Origin of the sequence: Streptomyces colonosanans (assembly GCF_001866645.1) — a bacterium.
GTDB lineage: Bacteria > Actinomycetota > Actinomycetes > Streptomycetales > Streptomycetaceae > Streptomyces > Streptomyces colonosanans.
The window spans coordinates 119,977-134,226 of record NZ_MLYP01000027.1 but is presented as its reverse complement, the minus strand read 5'-3'; the positions used below and the strand labels follow the sequence as shown (position 1 = coordinate 134,226).

General features: G+C 71.0%; 12 protein-coding genes. 8 read left to right on the top strand and 4 right to left on the bottom strand.

What is annotated here, in order from left to right:
* Window positions 1-171 precede the first annotated feature (171 nt).
* Entirely contained in the window at window positions 172-1,830 is a 1,659-nt protein-coding gene (locus BIV24_RS10755; RefSeq protein ID WP_071366005.1) for an NRAMP family divalent metal transporter, read from the top strand.
* A 70-nt stretch (window positions 1,831-1,900) separates the two neighbouring features.
* Here the strand turns inward: BIV24_RS10755 and BIV24_RS10750 are convergent, their stop codons facing one another.
* Entirely contained in the window at window positions 1,901-4,246 is a 2,346-nt protein-coding gene (locus BIV24_RS10750; protein ID WP_071366004.1) for an ATP-binding cassette domain-containing protein, read from the bottom strand.
* A 287-nt stretch (window positions 4,247-4,533) separates the two neighbouring features.
* On the opposite strand from BIV24_RS10750, the gene BIV24_RS10745 reads away from it, so the two are divergent.
* From BIV24_RS10745 to BIV24_RS10715, 7 genes are all read left to right on the top strand, one after another.
* Complete coding sequence (locus BIV24_RS10745) at window positions 4,534-5,349, top strand: SAM-dependent methyltransferase (protein WP_071366003.1); 816 nt, start codon at window positions 4,534-4,536, stop codon at window positions 5,347-5,349.
* 320 nt (window positions 5,350-5,669) lie between these two features.
* Complete coding sequence (locus tag BIV24_RS10740) at window positions 5,670-6,410, top strand: DUF1684 domain-containing protein (protein WP_071366002.1); 741 nt, start codon at window positions 5,670-5,672, stop codon at window positions 6,408-6,410.
* 45 nt (window positions 6,411-6,455) lie between these two features.
* Window positions 6,456-7,976 (top strand): ABC transporter substrate-binding protein, encoded by a 1,521-nt coding sequence (locus BIV24_RS10735; protein WP_071366001.1) that lies wholly within the window; start codon window positions 6,456-6,458, stop codon window positions 7,974-7,976.
* Window positions 7,976-8,941, top strand: coding sequence for an ABC transporter permease (locus BIV24_RS10730; RefSeq protein WP_071366000.1), 966 nt, complete (start codon window positions 7,976-7,978; stop codon window positions 8,939-8,941). Before BIV24_RS10735 ends, BIV24_RS10730 begins: the two co-directional genes overlap by 1 nt.
* Window positions 8,938-9,816 (top strand): ABC transporter permease, encoded by an 879-nt coding sequence (locus BIV24_RS10725; RefSeq protein ID WP_071365999.1) that lies wholly within the window; start codon window positions 8,938-8,940, stop codon window positions 9,814-9,816. Before BIV24_RS10730 ends, BIV24_RS10725 begins: the two co-directional genes overlap by 4 nt.
* A complete protein-coding gene (locus BIV24_RS10720) occupies window positions 9,813-10,613 on the top strand; it encodes an ATP-binding cassette domain-containing protein (RefSeq protein ID WP_071365998.1) in 801 nt (266 codons plus the stop codon). Before BIV24_RS10725 ends, BIV24_RS10720 begins: the two co-directional genes overlap by 4 nt.
* Entirely contained in the window at window positions 10,610-11,374 is a 765-nt protein-coding gene (locus BIV24_RS10715; protein WP_071365997.1) for an ABC transporter ATP-binding protein, read from the top strand. Before BIV24_RS10720 ends, BIV24_RS10715 begins: the two co-directional genes overlap by 4 nt.
* A 24-nt stretch (window positions 11,375-11,398) precedes the next feature.
* On the opposite strand, the gene BIV24_RS10710 is transcribed toward BIV24_RS10715, so the two are convergent.
* From BIV24_RS10710 to BIV24_RS10700, 3 genes are read right to left on the bottom strand one after another with little or no spacing between them, the layout of a single operon-like run.
* Window positions 11,399-12,229 carry a polysaccharide deacetylase family protein gene (locus tag BIV24_RS10710; RefSeq protein ID WP_079168148.1) on the bottom strand — a complete coding sequence of 277 codons (831 nt, stop codon included), beginning with the start codon at window positions 12,227-12,229 and terminating at the stop codon, window positions 11,399-11,401.
* 38 nt (window positions 12,230-12,267) lie between these two features.
* Window positions 12,268-13,191: a DMT family transporter gene (locus BIV24_RS10705; RefSeq protein ID WP_071365996.1), complete on the bottom strand. Its 924-nt coding sequence runs from the start codon at window positions 13,189-13,191 to the stop codon at window positions 12,268-12,270.
* A gap of 7 nt (window positions 13,192-13,198) precedes the next feature.
* The gene (locus BIV24_RS10700; protein WP_071365995.1) at window positions 13,199-14,050 is read right to left on the bottom strand and encodes an SDR family NAD(P)-dependent oxidoreductase; all 852 of its coding nucleotides are present in this window, start codon (window positions 14,048-14,050) and stop codon (window positions 13,199-13,201) included.
* Window positions 14,051-14,250 lie beyond the last annotated feature (200 nt).

Here is a 14,250-nt window from a genome sequence, read left to right as displayed (position 1 = left end):
CCCGCGCCCCCGCCTCGCGTGCGGCCCGATGGCAGTCGACGTACAGCCGTCCGCTGCCCCGGGAGCGTCCCGCCGCGTAGAGGTGATGGCTGTTGCGTGCCCTCCGACACCTCCCCGGCAACCAGGAGGGTCGACACTCCTCCGGTGCCCGGGAGGACTGGGAGGCATTCGATGACCACCCATACCCCGACCACCCGCACCACGCGGTGCGACGTCACGGCCGGCCGCCGGGCGGCGCCGGACGACGCACACATCGGCGACATCCACGGTGCGCTCGGAACCATCCGGCTCGACGACCGCACAGAGCGCCGGAGGCTGTCGGCCAAGCTGAAGACCCTGCTGGCCATCGTCGGCCCGGGGCTGATCGTGATGGCGGGCGACAACGACGCCGGCGCGTTCGCCACCTACGGCCAGGCCGGCCAGAACTACGGCACGCACCTGCTGTGGACCATCCTCCTGCTGGTCCCGGTGCTGTATGTGAACCAGGAGATGGCGCTGCGGCTCGGCGCCGTCACCGGTGTGGGGCACGCGCGGCTGATCCTGGAGCGGTTCGGGAGGTTCTGGGGCGCCTTCTCGGTGATCGACCTGTTGCTGCTGAACGCGCTCACCCTGGTGACCGAGTTCATCGGTATCACCCTCGCGGCCGGCTATCTGGGGCTGCCGAAGCCAGGCGCCGTGGTCCTCGCCGCCGTGGTCGTCATCGCCTCGGCGTTCACCGGGTCCTTCCGCCGGTTCGAGCGGATCGCGATGACCCTGTGCGGGGCGTCGCTGCTGCTGGTGCCCGTCTACTTCATGCTCCACCCCGCCACATCGCAGCTGGCCCGGGACATTGCGGTGCCGAACCTGCCTGTCGAGAAAGGGCAGTTGGCCACCGTGATGCTGCTCGTCATCGCCCTCGTCGGCACCACCGTCGCCCCCTGGCAGCTGTTCTTCCAGCAGTCCTACGTGATCGACAAGCGGATCACGCCCCGCTATCTGCGGTACGAGAAGGCCGACCTGTGGATCGGCATCGTGATCGTGGTCATCGGAGCCGCTGCGATGATGGGCTTCACCGCCGCCGCGTTCGCCGGCACCCACGGCTTCGGCCGGTTCACCGACGCGGCCGGGATCGCGACCGGGTTGGGGCACGAGGCCGGCCGGGTGGCGGGGGTGCTCTTTGCGATCGCCTTGCTGGACGCCTCGATCCTCGGCGCGTTCGCCGTCTCCCTGTCCACCGCGTACGCGATCGGCGACGTGCTCGGTCTCGAGCACTCCCTGCATCGCGGGGTCGGGAGCGCGAAGGGCTTCTACGCCGTCTACGCCGGGCTGGTGACCGGCGCGGCCACGATCGTGCTCATCCCCGGCTCCCCGCTCGGACTGGTGACCGAGGGCGTACAGACGCTCGCCGGGGTCCTGCTGCCCTCCGCCAGCGTGTTCCTCCTCCTGCTGTGCAACGACCGGCAGGTGCTCGGCCCGTGGGTGAACGGGCCGAAGACCAACGCCTTCACCGCCGCCGTGGTCGGTGTACTGGTGACCATGTCGCTGGTCCTGACCGCCGCAGTGCTCTTCCCCGGCATCTCCGCCGCAGAGATCCTGGAGATCCTGGCCGTCTGTGCGCTCTTCGGGGCGCTGGCCGTCGCCTACTCCATGATCAAGCGCCACACCGGGGCGGGCCCGGAACCGGTCGACCGGACCGGCCGCGCGTCGTGGCGGATGCCGCCGCTGCACGCGCTCTCCAAGCCGGTGATGTCCACCAGCCGCAAGATCGGTATGGGCGCCCTGCGCGCCTACCTGCTGGTCGCCATGGTCCTGGTCATCGTGAAGATCATGCAGGCGGCGCTCGGCCACTGACCGGCCGCGCCTGCCGACGGGGCGGCGTCGGGCATCCGGTGCCCGAAACCGAGTCGTTGCCCTCGCGCGCTCATAGGCCCTGGACGTCAGGGAGTTCGCGCGCGAGGTACGGCGCCGTCGCGCTCCCGCCCGCCCGCGCCACCTCCGCCGGCGGTCCCGCCGCGACGATCCGCCCGCCCGCGTCCCCGCCGCCCGGCCCCAGGTCGATCACCCAGTCCGCACTCGCCACCACGGACATGTCGTGCTCGACGACGATCACCGTGTGCCCGGCGTCGACCAGCCCGTGCAGCTGACGCATCAGTACCTCGACGTCGGCCGGATGCAGCCCGGTCGTCGGCTCGTCGAGGAGATAGAGGGTGCTCCCGCGGCGCCCGCGCTGCAGCTCGCTGGCGAGCTTGATGCGCTGCGCCTCACCGCCGGACAGCTCCGTGGCCGGCTGGCCCAGACGCAGATACCCGAGGCCGACGTCGAGCAGCGTGCCGAGGCTGCGGGCGATCGCCGGGGTGTCCGCGAAGAACTCCGCCGCCGCCTCGACCGTGAGGTCGAGCACCTGCGCGATGTTCCGTCCCCGGTACGTCACCTCGAGTGTGTCGCCGTTGTAGCGCGCGCCGCCGCAGTCCGGGCACGGCGTGTAGGTGCTGGGCAGGAAGAGCAGCTCCACGCTGACGAACCCCTCGCCCTGGCAGGTCTCACAGCGCCCGCCGGCCACGTTGAAGGAGAACCGGCCGACGCCGTACCCCCGCTCGCGCGCCTCGTCGGTGGCCGCGAACACCTTGCGTACGACATCGAAGAGGCCCGTGTAGGTGGCGAGGTTCGAGCGCGGGGTGCGGCCGATCGGCTTCTGGTCGACCGCGACCAGCCGTTCCACTCCCGGCAGTTCCTCGGTGATCTCGCCGATGAGCGTGGACTTCCCGGAGCCCGAGACACCGGTGACCGCCGTGAACACCCCCAGCGGGAACTCCACCGTCACCCCGCGCAGGTTGTGCCGCGTGACTGGACCGACCCTCAACTGGCCGCTGGGGTAGCGGACTTCGCCTGCAGCGGTGGGGGAGCGGTCGAAGAGGAAGCGGGCCGTCGCCGACTCCTCGACGGCCGCCAGCTCCGCCACCGGCCCGCTGTGCAGCACCCGCCCGCCGTGCTCGCCCGCGCGCGGCCCGACGTCCACCAACCAGTCGGCGGCGCGCATCACGTCCAGATGGTGTTCCACCACGAACACCGAGTTCCCGGCCGCCTTCAGCCGGCGAAGCACCGTGAGCAGGGCCTCCGTGTCCGCGGGATGCAGTCCCGCGGACGGCTCGTCGAGGACGTACACCACACCGAACAGCCCGGAGACCAACTGGGTGGCGAGGCGCAGCCGTTGCAGTTCGCCCGCCGACAGGGTCGGGGTGGCGCGGTCCAGGCTCAGATAGCCGAGGCCCAGTTCGACAACGGGTGCGATACGGGACTTGAGGTCCCCGGTGAGGACGCGGGCGGTCTCCGTCGTGCCGTCGAGCAGCTCGGCCAGCTCCGCCAGCGGCAGCGCGGCCAACTCGGCGACGGTCCGGCCGCGGAACGTCACCGCCAGCGCCTCCGGCCGCAACCGGCTGCCGCCGCACGCCGGGCACGGTGCGCCGGCCAGAAAGCGTTCTGCCTTCGCGCGCAGGGTCGGGCTCTTGGAGTCCGAGAACGTCTTCATCACGTACCGGCGGGCGCTCATGTACGTACCCTGGTACGGCCGTTGGATACGCTCGGCGTCCCGCACCGGATGCACGGTCACCACGGGCTGCTCGTCCGTGAAAAGGATCCACTCCCGTTGTCCGGCGGGCAGTTCGCGCCACGGGCGGTCCACGTCGTACCCGAGCGCACCAAGGATGTCCCGCAGGTTCTTGCCCTGCCAGGCACCCGGCCACGCGGCGATTGCGCCCTCCCGGATCGACAGCGACGGGTCGGGCACCAGCAACTCCTCCGTCGTGCGGTGCACCCGGCCCAGCCCGTGGCACTTCGGGCACGCGCCGGCCGCCGTGTTCGGGGAGAAGGCATCCGAGTCGAGGCGCGCGGCGCCCGGCGGGTAGTCGCCGGCGCGGGAGAAGAGCATCCGCAGGGAGTTCGACAGGTTCGTGACCGTGCCGACCGAGGAGCGGGACGTCGGGGAGGAGCGGCGCTGCTGGAGCGAGACGGCGGGCGGCAGCCCGGTGATCTCGCCGACCTTCGGCGCGCCCACCTGGTGGATCAGACGACGCGCGTACGGTGCGACCGACTCGAAGTAGCGGCGCTGGGCCTCGGCGTAGAGGGTGCCGAACGCCAGTGACGACTTCCCGGAGCCGGACACCCCGGTGAACACGGCCACGACGTCACGTGGGATGTCGACGTCGACGGCCTTGAGGTTGTGCTCCCGGGCGCCGCGGACGCGGACGTACGGATCGTGTGGGCTGTGCATGACGGGGAACTCCGTGCGGGTCTTCGACCGGGGCGGGACAAACCCCGCAATTCTACGGGATCGGGCGCGCGGGCTGCCTGGTGCCCTTGCCGGTGGCCTGGAGCAGGGTAGGCGCGATACGCCGGCGGGGCGACGCCCCCCGTTGCCGGGAAGGGCCTCTGCGGCAGGCGGCTACGGCCGGAGCGCCGCCAGGGCGGTCGGCAACTCGACCTGAATGTCGATGAGTTGAGTGACGTGGGCTACCGTGTGTGGCGTCAGGTCGATTGCGGTGATGGGGGCAGGCCGGGATGTACGAGCGTCCGACGGGCGAAATGGCGCCGATCAACAGCTCGGTCGCGCATCCCGCGCGGGTCTACAACGCCTGGCTGGGCGGTAAGGACAACTGTTCCGCCGACCGAGAGGCGGCCGAGCTGGCCGCCGTGGCCAACCCGGAGATCGTCCCCGCGGTCCGGGCCAACCGGGCCTTCCTGGGGCGAGCGGTTCGGGAGCTGGTCGGGAAGGTCGGCGTCCGGCAGTTCCTTGACATCGGGACCGGGATTCCGGCGGCGGACAACACCCACGAGGTGGCACAACGCGTCGATCCCGGCGCCCGGGTGGTGTACGTCGACAACGATCCGATCGTCCTGGCCCACGCCCGGGCCCTGCTGGTCAGCGCCCCGGAAGGGGGGACGGACTACCTGCAGGCGGATCTGCGGGACGTGGACCGCATCCTGGCCGCCGCCCGGGAGACACTGGACCTGTCACAGCCTGTGGGCCTCATGCTCGTGGCGGTCCTGCAGTACATCCCGGACGCCGACGACCCGTACGGCCTCACCCGGCGTCTCCTCGATGCGCTCGCACCCGGCAGTCACCTCGTCCTCTCCCACCCGGCGGCCGACATCAGTGCCGAAGAGGTCGCCGCGTCGATGCGTGTGTACAACGAGCGGGCCGCCGCACATGCGGGCGCCACGCCCCGAACGCACGCCGGGGTCACTCGCTTCTTCGACGGCACCGATCTCCTGGATCCGGGCGTCGTCCAGCTGCCCGAGTGGCACCCGGAGACCGAGGACGCCACGACGTCCGGTCCGCTGCCGATGTGGTGCGGAGTCGGCCGCAAGCACTGATCCGCGAGGCGGCGCCGCGGGTGACCTCGACCGGGTCGGCGATGCCGCACGCAAGCAGGTCGGCGTGGTCGGCGCGCGTGACCGGGAACGTCCGCCGGCTCGTTCCGCTACGTCGCGGCACCTCGCGCCGGCCCGCTCATCGAGCGGCCACGACTCCGAAGGGGCCAGTCGACGCAGGGCGCCGGATGGCTCGGTGCCCGGTGCGGTCGTCGCTGTCATTTGACATTAGGGCGCCTTATGGAAGATAAAGGTGATGCTTTGGCCATCTCTTCACGCGGCGTGACAGTTTGCGGCGTGATGTCGACGTACCGTCTGCGCGAATGAGTCCTACCGTGTCCCACTCCAGCACCGACCAGTCCACCGCCGATTCCGTGAGGGAGTGGGACGCATGGCGCGCCGAGCGCCGCCGGGCCCTCACCTCGCCGACCGGCAATCTCGCGCTCATCGAGACCCGCTGGCTCCCGGCCGGTGAGCGCCCGGACGCGGAGGCGGCGCGTACCGGCCGGCCGGACAGCGTGACGGTCACCGCGCTCCAGCGCACCGACCTCGTCACCGGCGAGCCCGAGCACGGGATGCGCTTCTGGGACGCCGACGCGCCCGCCATCCGCTACTTCGACCGGGTCGACGTCTTCCCCTACGACCCGGCCTGGGTGCTCGAAGCGACCTACACGTCCGTGCCCGGCGCCCGGCGGGTGCCCTTCGAGCACATCCGGGACAACGGCGGCACCCGCGACCTCGTCGTCCCCGGCGACATCGCGCTCACCGTCGACGGCCGCGACTACACCCTCAGCGCCTTCGACGACGACGGCACCCTGCTGCTCGTCTTCGGCGACCCCACCAACGGTGACACCACCTACGGAGCCGGCCGCTTCCTCTTCGTCCAGCGCACCGAGGACGACCACCGCGTTCTGCTCGACTTCAACCGCGCCTTCGTGCCGCCCTGCGGGTTCTCCGATCAGTACAACTGTCCGATGCCGCCGCGGCAGAACCGCTTCCACCTGCCCGTCGAGGCCGGCGAGAAGCGCCCCGTCTTCCGCGACGGCTTCCCCGCCCAGCACTGAGCACCCCGCAGCTCCCCGCACCGCAGCACGAAAGCGCCCTTTGCCATGAGCATCAAGAAGACCTTCCTGTACGGCACCGCCACCGCGGCCACGCTCGCCCTGACCCTGACCGCCTGCGGCGGCTCCGGCTCGGGCGCCGGCGCCTCGGGCGGCACCTGGAACAAGGACGCCACCGTCAACATCGGCTCGCTCTACGAGCCGCAGAACCTCGACAACACCGCGGGCGGCGGCCAGGGCGTGACCGAGGCCCTCAACGGCAACGTCTACGAAGGGCTGTTCAAGCTCACCGACGACGGCAAGGTGGAGAAGCTGCTCGCCCAGGACTACAAGGTCAGCGGCGACGGCCTCACTTACACCTTCACCCTGCGCGACGGCGTGAAGTTCCACAGCGGCAAGACGCTCACCAGCCAGGACGTCAAGTACAGCCTGCAGAAGGTCATCGCGGACGACTCCCAGTCCGCCCGCAAGAGCAACCTCGAGGTCATCAAGGACATCGCCACCCCCGACGCGCGCACCGTCAAGGTCACGCTGTCGCAGAAGTCGATCTCCTTCGTCTACAACCTCTCCTACGTCTGGATCATCAACTCCCAGGCGAAGAACCTGAAGACGACCGAGGACGGCACCGGCCCCTACAAGCTGGACAAGTGGACCCGCGGCTCGGCCCTGAGCCTTACTCGGTTCGCCGGGTACTGGGGTAAGGCCGCCAGCAATCAGAAGGCTGTCTTCCATTACTACAAGGACGCCACCGCGCTCAACAACGCGCTGGTGACGAACGCCGTCGACGTGGTCACCAGCGAGCAGTCACCCGACGCCCTCGACCAGTTCAAGAACAACCAGAACTACAAGGTCAACGACGGCGACTCCACCACCAAGCTGCTGCTCGCCTTCAACGACAAGGCCAAGCCGTTCACGGACGTCAAGGTGCGCCAGGCCGTCTCCGCCGCCATCGACGACAAGAAGCTGCTGGAGTCCGTCTGGGGTGGCTACGGCAAGCTCATCGGCTCGATGGTGCCGCCCACCGACCCCTGGTACGAGGACCTGACCAAGGTCAACGCCTACGATCCCGCCCGCGCCAAGAAGCTCCTCGCCGAGGCGGGGTACGCCAAGGGCTTCGCCTTCACCCTCGACACCCCGAACTACGACCCGCACCCCACCGCGGCGACCTTCATCAAGTCCCAGCTCGCCAAGGTCGGCATCACCGTCAAGATCAACACGATCACGCCGGACGAGTGGTACACGAAGGTCTACAAGAACCACGACTTCACGGCCACGCTCCAGGAGCACGTCAACGACCGCGACCTCGTCTGGTACGGCAACCCCGACTTCTACTGGGGTTACGACAACAAGCAGGTCACCCAGTGGGTCCAGCAGGCGGAGGAGGCCTCCACCACCGCCGAGCAGACCCAGTTGCTGAAGAAGGTCAGCCGAAAGACCGCCGAGGACGCGGCCAGCGACTGGCTCTACCTCTACCCGCAGATCGTCGTCGCCGACAGCAAGCTGTCCGGCTACCCGGTCAACGGCCTCAACTCCCAGTTCTTCGCCTACGACATCAAGAAGAAGGGCTGATGGCCCGCTATCTGCTGCGCCGCCTCGCCTTTCTCCTGGTGTCGCTGGCCCTGGCGAGCGTGGTGCTGTTCGTCCTGCTGCGCATGCTGCCCGGCGACCCGGCCAACGCGCTCACCTCGGTGGGCGCAAGTCCCGAGCAGATCGCCGCGGCACGGCACGCCATCGGATCCGACAAGCCGCTGCCCGAGCAGTTCACCCACTGGCTCGGGCAGTTGGCGAGCGGCGACCTGGGTACCTCGTTCGTCAGCTCGCTGCCTGTAGGACCCGAGGTCGCCTCCCGGCTGAACGTCACGGTGCCGCTGACGCTCACCGCGTTCGCCCTTGCCGTCCTCATCGCCGTGCCCGCCGGGTTCGTCGCCGCGTACAAGCGGCACACCTGGTACGGGGCACTGCTCAGCGGGGTGTCCCAACTGGGCATCGCCGTCCCGGTGTTCTGGCTCGGTATGATCCTCATCGCGGTGTTCGCGCTGAACGCGGGCTGGCTCCCGGCAGGTGGCTTCCCGCAGGACGGCTGGTCCCAGCCCGCCGAGGCGATCCGCTCACTCGTCCTGCCGGTCGTCACCATCGCCCTGGTGATGAGCGCGTCCCTGATCCGCTACGTCCGCTCCGCCACCCTCGACGTCCTCGGCAGCGACTACCTGCGCACCGCCCGCGCCCTGGGGTCGTCCTTCGGGCGGGCGATGTGGCGGCACGGACTGCGCAACGCCTCCGTACCGGTGATCTCCGTCCTCGGTATCGAACTCGCCTCGACCCTGCTCGGCGCGGTCGTCGTGGAGTCGGTGTACGCGCTGCCGGGCCTCGGCTCGATGCTCGCCACCGGCATCGCCCAGCACGACTACCCCGTAGTCCAGGGCGTGCTGTTCGTCTCCACCCTCGCCGTGCTCCTCATCGGCTTCGCCGCCGACCTGGTCCAGCGGATCATCGACCCGCGGCTGCGCGGCCGGCTTTCCGGAGGTGCCCGATGACCCAGGCAGACGTGCTCAGCCCCGTGCGACCGAAGAAGACATCGCCGGGCACACGACGCAATCGGCGCTCAGCCACGCTCGTCGTCGGCTGCGTTCTGGCCGGCCTGGTCGCGCTGCTCGCCCTGGTCTCCCTGTTCTGGCTGCCCTACCCCACCGACGACACCTCCGGCGGACGGCTGGCCGGACCCGGGGGCGGACATCTGCTGGGCACCGACAAGCTCGGGCGCGACCTGTTCACCCAGGTGATGACCGGCTCGCGGATCGCCGTCGAGGCGGGCCTGGGCTCGGTACTCATCGCCGCCACCATCGGAGTGACGCTGGGTGTGCTCGCCGCGTTCGCGCAGGGCTGGCTCGACGACACGGTCTCCGCGTTCCTCGACATCCTCATCGCCTTCCCGACCCTGCTGCTCGCGATGCTCATCGTCGCCGCCCGCTCGGCGACCCTCGGCTCGGCCGTCCTCGCGATCGGCCTGGCACAGAGCGCCGTCGTCGCCCGGCTGGTGCGCATCCTGGCCAAGCGGGTCCTGGCACACGACTACATCACCGCCGCCCGCACCTCCGGCACCTCCTGGTCCCGGACCGTGGCGGGCCACGTCCTGCCCAACATCTGGCCCACCCTCGTGGTCAACCTCGCCCTGCAGTTCGGGCTCGCGGTGCTGGCCGAGGCCGGACTGTCCTACCTGGGGCTCGGCGCACCCCCGCCGAACGCCTCATGGGGCCGCATGCTCCAGGAGGCCCAGGCCACCTTCACCACAGCCCCGGTGGGCGCACTCGCCCCCGGCATCCTGCTCGTCCTGCTCGTCATCGGCGTCAACCTCATCGCCGACGGCCTGCGCGACACCCTCGACCCGGCCACCCGCCGGAGGCGCGCATGACCCTCCTCGACGTACGCGGGCTGACCGTCCGCACTACCGACGGCCGCACCCTGGTGGACGACCTGTCCTTCAGCGTGGCGAGCGGCGAACGGCTCGGCCTCATCGGCGAGTCCGGCTCCGGCAAGTCCCTGACCACGCTCGCCGTGCTCGGCCTGCTGCCCGACGGCATGAGCGCGACCGGCAGCATCGAACTCGCCGGTACCCAGATCGTCGGCGCCCCCGAGAAGCGGCTCACCGCCGTCCGCGGCCGGGACGCCGCCGTCGTCTTCCAGGAGCCGCTCACCGCACTCGACCCGCTGATGCGCGTGGGCCGCCAGATCGCCGAACCGCTCCGCGTGCGCACCGGCCTGAAGGGCGATGACCTCGAGCGAGCCGTGGCCCACGCGCTCGAACAGGTACGGCTGCCCGAGCCCGAGCGCATCGCCCGCGCCTTCCCGCACGAGATCTCCGGTGGGCAGCGCCAGCGCGTGGCCCTCGCCATGGCCCTGGCCTGCGACCCGAAACTGCTCATCGCGGACGAGCCGACCACCGCCCTGGACGTGTCCGTGCAGGCCGAGATGCTGGAACTCATCGACACCCTGGTCCGGGAACGGGAGATGGCCGTGCTGTTCGTCAGCCACGACCTCGCCGTCGTGGCCAAGGTGACCGACCGTGCCCTGGTCATGAAGGACGGACGGGCCGTCGAGGAGGGTGCCGTCCACACCATCGTCGGCGCGCCCCGCGAGGAGTACACCAGGACCCTGGTGGCCAGCGCCCGCCGACTGGAGTCCGCACTGGACCTGAGGAGCGCGCGATGACCCCCGTACTCGAACTGGCCGACGTCGCGCTGCGCTACCGGGGCAGCGCGGGCAACGTCGTCGAGGACGTCTCCCTCGCGGTCGAGGCCGGACACAGCCTCGCGCTCGTCGGCGAGTCCGGTGCCGGCAAGACGACGCTGCTGCGCCTGCTGCTGGGGCTCGCCCGCCCCACCTCCGGCCGAGTCCGTTTCGACGGCTCCGACCTGTCCCTGCGGGACCGGGAGCAGATGCGCCGCTTCCGCCGCAGCGTGCAGTGCGTCTTCCAGGACCCCTACTCCTCGCTCGACCCGCGTCGCCGGGTGGGTGCCACCGTGGCGGAGCCGCTGCGCTCCCTCGGTATCGACACCCGTGCCACGGCCGGGCCGAAGGTGGCCGCGGCCCTGGAGCGGGTCGGCATGCCGGCCGATGCCGCGGACCGCTATCCGCACGAGTTCTCCGGCGGGCAGCGCCAGCGGATCGCCATCGCCCGCGCCACGGTCTGCACCCCGCGGGTCCTGCTGGCGGACGAACCAGTGAGCGCGCTCGATGTCACCACCCGTGTGAAGGTCGTCGACCTGCTGGCCGAACTCAAGCAGGAGCAGGGGCTGACGCTCGTGATGGTCTCCCACGACCTGTCGGTCGTCGCCTCCCTGTGCGAGCGAACCGCCGTCCTGGAACGCGGCCGTGTGGTCGAACAGGGCGACACCGGCCAGGTGCTGGGCCGCCCCGCGCACCCGTACACCCGCCGCCTGATCGAGAGCGTGCCGCGGCTGCCCGCCTGAGCCGCTGCCGTCCTCGTCCGCGCCTCACCATGAAGGACGCCGACCGGATGCGCCTTGTTGCGCGGCCGGCGGGGGTTCTGCCGGTGCTCGGCACCCGGACTTCTCGGCCGGGCGCCCTGTGCCGTGCTCGGCGAGCGGACCCACGGTCATGCCCGCCGCGTGGCAGCCGTCGACGAGGCCGGGCAGCGCTCCGAGAGCGGAGCGCCAGCAACCGGTGGCCGAGAGCCGGTCGGAGTCGTGCAGGAGGAGGGTGTCTCCGCCGCGCAGGCCGGCTTCGACCGTCGTCCGTACGGAGGCGGGTGTGGCGTCGGCCGTCCAGTCCCTGCCCCAGGTACTCCACAGCACCGGCCGCAGTCCGACCCTGCGAGCGGCCGCCCAGCGTCCGGACGTCAGGATCCCGTACGGCGGGCGGTACCACCGCGGCCGACGCCCCGCGACCTGCCACACCGTGTGGACCGCACGCGCGAGGTCCGCCGTGTCGCGTACGGGAGTGGGCAGCCAGGGCCGGTCGTGGGCCCAGCCGTGCACGGCGAGTTCATGCCCCCGATCGGCGGTCTCGCGGGCCAGCGCCGGGTACCGGACAACGCTCTCCCCGAGCACGAAGAACGTCGCCCGTACACCCAGGACGTCCAGCACGTCGAGGAAGCGCGGAGTGGACAACGGATCGGGGCCGTCGTCGAACGTGAGAGCAACATGGTCGGGGCAGCCCGTACCCGCGAGCCCGGGGAAGAATCGGCGGCGCAGGCCGGGCAGCCAGGTGGCGGCCGGGCCGATGTGCGCGGCCGCGACCACGGCGAGCGGCGCCAGCACGGTCGCCGCGTGCCGGGCGGGGGAACCGGCGGCGGGAAGGGACATCACTCCTCCGCTCCTTGTCGTCATGGTCCCGGAATCGGTCAGGACCCCCGCGATTCCGGCCCCTGTGAGCCGGGGCCCGATCCGTTCCCTCCGGGTGCCGCATCCCAGGTACCGCCGACCGACAGGGCTCGCGTCAGCCCGATGCTGCCCGCCCCGATGAGCGCCACGCCGGCCACCTCGGGCACCACCCACGCCCCGAGCGCGATCCGCTCGTCGAACAGCGCCCACCCCAGCGCCACGCTGACCAGGGCGTCGCCAAGGGTGAGAACAGGCTGGGACGCCGTCAGGGTCCCAGCACGAAACGCACTCTGCAACAGCAGGAAGGCGACCAGTCCAGCGGCGAAGGTGACGTACGGCGGCCATTGCGCGAGCACGGCGGCCGGACCCTGCCAAAGTCGTCCCATGACCTCCTTGAGCAGTGCGGCCGTGGCGGCGAACGACACCGCGGACGCCATGGCGAACAGCGCCGCGCGCGGCGCGCCTCTCACCGGGCGGGCCGCCACGATGAGCACGGCCACGACGCACGCCAGCGTGGTTCCCGCCACGGGCCAGCGCCCCGGCAGGGCGGTGGCCCGGCCCGGGGAGGGCGCGGCCATGCCCAGGAACAGCGCCAGGCCGACCGCCAGGGCGGCGAACGCCAGCCAGGTACGACGGTCCGGGAGGCTGTGGAAGACCACGCTGCCGACGGCCAGGGTGAACAGCAGTTCACTGGCCAGCAGGGGTTGCACGACGGACAGGCTGCCCACGGCCAACGCGGCGGCCTGGAAGACGGTCGACAGCGCGAGCAGACCAGCACCCGCCAGCCAGTGGGGCCGCCGCAGCACACGGACGAGCCACCGCACCGCCTGCCACGGCCCGTGGCGGACGTCGGGTTCGTCCCGCGCCGCCCGCCGCTGCAGGACGGAGGCCGAGGCGTTGGAGAGCGCCGCGAGCAGGGCGAGCACGATGGTGGGGGCGTTCACCCGCCACTCATCCGAACCGTGCGGCGAGCCGTCGGTACAGCGCCGGCGCCGCGCCGCGAACCCGGGCGGGCAGACGCAGCCATCCGGGGACGTAGACCTCGTCCCGCCCACGGGAGATGGCACACCAGACGGCGTCCGCCACGCGCTCGGGCGGCACCGGCTTCGGTCTCGACCGCCGGTACGGCACGCCCCGACGGTCGAAGAACGGAGTGTCCACCACACCGGGGACCACATGGCTGATGCCCACGCCGGTGCCCCGCAGTTCGTAGCGCAGGGCGTCGGCGAACGTGGCCAGCGCCGCCTTGGCCCCGGAATAGACGGCCTCGCCGCGCACGCCGACGGTGCCCGCAAGGGAACCGATGATCACTACATGCCCCGAGCCGGCCTCGACCATGGGGGGAAGCAGATGCCGTACCAGGCGCATCGTGGCGACCAGATCGACATCGATCACTTCGTCGATGGCGGCCAGGGGCATGTTCCTGAAGTCGCCGGCCCAGCCGATTCCGGCGCAGGCCACCAGAAGGTCCACCCGGCCGACGTGGCCGAGCGCGAACTCGGCCAGCTGCCGTTCGGCACCCGGAAGGGTGAGGCTCATGGGGAAGACGGTGGCCGACGTCTGGGCGGCGACATGCGCGAGGCGTGTGGTGTCACGCCCGTTCAGCACCAGGTGCCAGCTTCCCGCGGCGGCCAGCCGACGGGCAACGGCGGCACCGATGCCGGAGGAGGCACCGGTGACGAGCGCCGTCCCCTGGAGAACCGTCTGGTCGCCGACGCGTGGACGCGTGGGGCCGACGGCCGGGCCCGGCGTGTCCACGGGTAGGGCGGGGGCGGATCGAAAGGGGGAGGGAGGATGTGACATGGCGGCTGACCTCGGCTGCGACGGCGAACACCGGACTCGCGGGCGGGATTGAGACTTCTCTTGCGGGTCGGACGGAAGAAGCGGACGGAGAGTATCTCGCTCGCCACACTCCGAAACGGGGATATACGAGGACGTGTTTGGAGGGCACAGCAGAAGGAAATCTGTAGCGATATGCGTATTTTCTCCTGGTCCTCGGTGAC

Bases quoted from the DNA above. Each gene is read 5' to 3' on its own strand.
- BIV24_RS10725 (WP_071365999.1), top strand. From the start codon at position 8,938: ATGACCCAGGCAGACGTGCTCAGCCCCGTGCGACCGAAGAAGACATCG.
- BIV24_RS10720 (WP_071365998.1), top strand. From the start codon at position 9,813: ATGACCCTCCTCGACGTACGCGGGCTGACCGTCCGCACTACCGACGGC.
- BIV24_RS10735 (WP_071366001.1), top strand. From the start codon at position 6,456: ATGAGCATCAAGAAGACCTTCCTGTACGGCACCGCCACCGCGGCCACG.
- BIV24_RS10750 (WP_071366004.1), bottom strand. From the start codon at position 4,246: ATGCACAGCCCACACGATCCGTACGTCCGCGTCCGCGGCGCCCGGGAG.
- BIV24_RS10700 (WP_071365995.1), bottom strand. From the start codon at position 14,050: ATGTCACATCCTCCCTCCCCCTTTCGATCCGCCCCCGCCCTACCCGTG.
- BIV24_RS10715 (WP_071365997.1), top strand. From the start codon at position 10,610: ATGACCCCCGTACTCGAACTGGCCGACGTCGCGCTGCGCTACCGGGGC.
- BIV24_RS10730 (WP_071366000.1), top strand. From the start codon at position 7,976: ATGGCCCGCTATCTGCTGCGCCGCCTCGCCTTTCTCCTGGTGTCGCTG.
- BIV24_RS10710 (WP_079168148.1), bottom strand. From the start codon at position 12,229: ATGTCCCTTCCCGCCGCCGGTTCCCCCGCCCGGCACGCGGCGACCGTG.
- BIV24_RS10745 (WP_071366003.1), top strand. From the start codon at position 4,534: ATGTACGAGCGTCCGACGGGCGAAATGGCGCCGATCAACAGCTCGGTC.
- BIV24_RS10755 (WP_071366005.1), top strand. From the start codon at position 172: ATGACCACCCATACCCCGACCACCCGCACCACGCGGTGCGACGTCACG.
- BIV24_RS10740 (WP_071366002.1), top strand. From the start codon at position 5,670: ATGAGTCCTACCGTGTCCCACTCCAGCACCGACCAGTCCACCGCCGAT.